We start from the raw sequence: 2,404 nt of genomic DNA on the forward strand, positions 1-2,404 counted from the left end.
AGGACAACATGGGGCTTCCGCTCACCGACGGGCTGATGACGGTCCACAACGCCCTCGTGGGTACCGGATTGCGGGGCCGCATCAGGATCGGCGCGAGCGGCAAGGTCGCGACCGGAAACGACATGGTGAAGCGGCTGATCCACGGTGCGGACTACACCAATTCGGCGCGGGCGATGATGATGGCGCTCGGATGCATCCAGGCGCAGCGATGCCACACGAACAGGTGCCCGGTCGGAGTGACGACCCAGGACCCGAAACGAGCGCGGGCGCTCGATGTGGCGGACAAGGCATTACGAGTGCAGCGGTACCACGCGAGCACGGTGCGTCAGGCGGTTCGACTCATGGCGTCGATGGGCGTCGACGAACCCGGCGGGCTCACGACGGACATGCTTCGGAAGAAGGTGTCGCCGACCACCGTTCGCTCCTATACGGAGCTCTACGAATGGCTCGCTCCGGGCGCACTCCTCGCCGATCCACCGCCCATGTGGTCAGCGGATTGGCGTGCAGCCACGCCGGATTCGTTCCGCCCCCGGTCTCGCTCGTGACAGATCCTCATGATCGCTGTCGCTGCTTCACGAGGGTGAACTGCTGGACGTCGATGAGGCGCCGTCGGAAGTTCGCGGCGCAACCGGTCAGGTACCTGATGTATCGCTGGTAGACCTCGTCGGACGCCATCCGGACCGCATCGTCGCGACGCGACTCGAGGGCCTGCGCCCACAGGTCGAGTGTGCGGGCGTAATGGGGTTGCAGCGACTCGATGTTCTGCACCCAGAAACTGTTGCGTTGCGCGCCGGTGATGACCAGGTCCCGGTCGGGTAGCTGCCCTCCGGGGAAGATCTCCCGCATGATGAATCGCAGGAACAGGGCGTCCTCCCGGGTGACCGGCACCTTCATCGCCTCGAGCTGCGCGCGGGAATGACCGACGATGGTGTGCAGCAGCATCCGGCCGTCGTCGGGCAGGATGCGCGAGGTGCGTTCGAAGAAGGTCTCGTACCTCTGCCGGCGGAAATGCTCGAACGCCCCGATGCTGACGATGCGGTCCACAGGCTCGTCGAATTCCTCCCACCCCTGCAGGCGGACCTCGGCGGTACGGCCGCCGGCCGACATTCCCGAGAGCAGACCGGACACGTGCTCGTACTGGTTGCGGCTCAACGTCAAGCCGATGACGTGCACGTCGTATCGCTGCGTCGCCCGCACCATCGTCGAGCCCCACCCGCAACCGATGTCCAACAGCGTCATTCCGGGCCGGAGATCGCACTTGCGGAGAGCAAGGTCGACCTTCGCGATCTGCGCTTCCTCGAGGCTCATTCCGTCGCGCTCGAAATAGGCGCAACTGTACGTGCGGGTGGGGTCGAGAAACAGTTCGAAGAAGTCGTCGGACAGGTCGTAGTGGGTCTGGACCTTTTCGTAGAACGGCGTCAGCTTCTGCATTCGAACCTACTCTCCGCGAGGAGTGGGACGAGAGTTCCGGTGTCGGCGTCGATGCCTCCCGACGGACACACCGCTCTCGGTCGATAGTGCTCCCGCAGAGCGCCTTCGCACACGGGAACGGCGATTCCTGGGGCAGTTGTCCGACTCGGGCACACGAGTGTGTTACCGCTACTCCGTGAAGTCAGCCTGCACGGACGGATGGCTCGTCGTCGTCCGGCTCGATGCCGAGGGCGTCCTCGAGTGCTTCGAGGGCCGCGTCGAAGTGGTCGAGCAGCGGCTGCAGTTGCGGCAGGCTGCGACTGCACGAGGTCAGGCCGAAGGCGATGGCGTCGTCGGTGCTCGTGCACGTGATGTTCAGCGCCTGACCGTCGACGGGCACGGACAGCGGATACACCGCGTCCACCCGAGCGCCGTTCCAGTACAACGGATCCGGGGATCCCGGCACGTTCGAGACGATGACGTTGAAGGGCGGGCGGGGAGTGCGCGATTGCGGGTGAGGATGCCTACCGCCAGTGGCGCGACGCCGAGCGCGCTGGTCGCCAACCGCGACAGGGTGGACATGCCCTGCATGGAGGCCTTGCCCTCCGTGGTCGACGCCGACACCCGGGCCAGCCGGTCGGCCGGATCGGCCAGGTCCGTACCCAGATCGCACATCAGGACGCCGAGTTCGTTTCCTGCGCAGTCCTTGTCGGGCCGGAGACAGACGGGGACCATGGCTACGAGCGACTTGTCGGGCAGCGCTTCCTGCTCCATGAGAAGAGTGCGCAGTGCTCCCGACGACATGGCCAGCACGACATCGTTGACGGTCGCGTCGGCCGCCCTCGCCACGGTGCGCAGACGGGCGAGCGGCCACGACCGCGCCGCGAACCGGCGTGTGCCCGAGATGGGGACGTTGATCACGGTGTTCGGTGCGGCGAGCGACAGCGATCCGCCCCCCGCCGCGCAGTGCCCTGTTCACGGTGCCGGCCAGCGC

2 protein-coding genes and 1 pseudogene are annotated in these 2,404 nt (G+C 66.3%); 1 reads left to right on the forward strand and 2 read right to left on the reverse strand.

Annotated elements, in window-relative coordinates; all coding sequences use genetic code 11:
- A partial coding sequence (locus tag R1101_RS0121320) for a glutamate synthase-related protein (protein ID WP_026003559.1) occupies nucleotides 1-545 on the forward strand: 545 nt, incomplete at its 5' end.
- 7 nt (nucleotides 546-552) lie between these two features.
- On the opposite strand, the gene R1101_RS0121325 is transcribed toward R1101_RS0121320, so the two are convergent.
- Nucleotides 553-1,431, reverse strand: coding sequence for a cyclopropane mycolic acid synthase family methyltransferase (locus R1101_RS0121325; RefSeq protein WP_016935288.1), 879 nt, complete (start codon nucleotides 1,429-1,431; stop codon nucleotides 553-555).
- Nucleotides 1,432-1,612: 181 nt separating this feature from the next.
- A pseudogene (locus R1101_RS28005) lies at nucleotides 1,613-2,404 on the reverse strand (WS/DGAT domain-containing protein); the annotation flags it as partial.

The organism is Rhodococcus sp. R1101 (assembly GCF_000278445.1).
GTDB classification, from domain to species: domain Bacteria; phylum Actinomycetota; class Actinomycetes; order Mycobacteriales; family Mycobacteriaceae; genus Rhodococcus; species Rhodococcus gordoniae.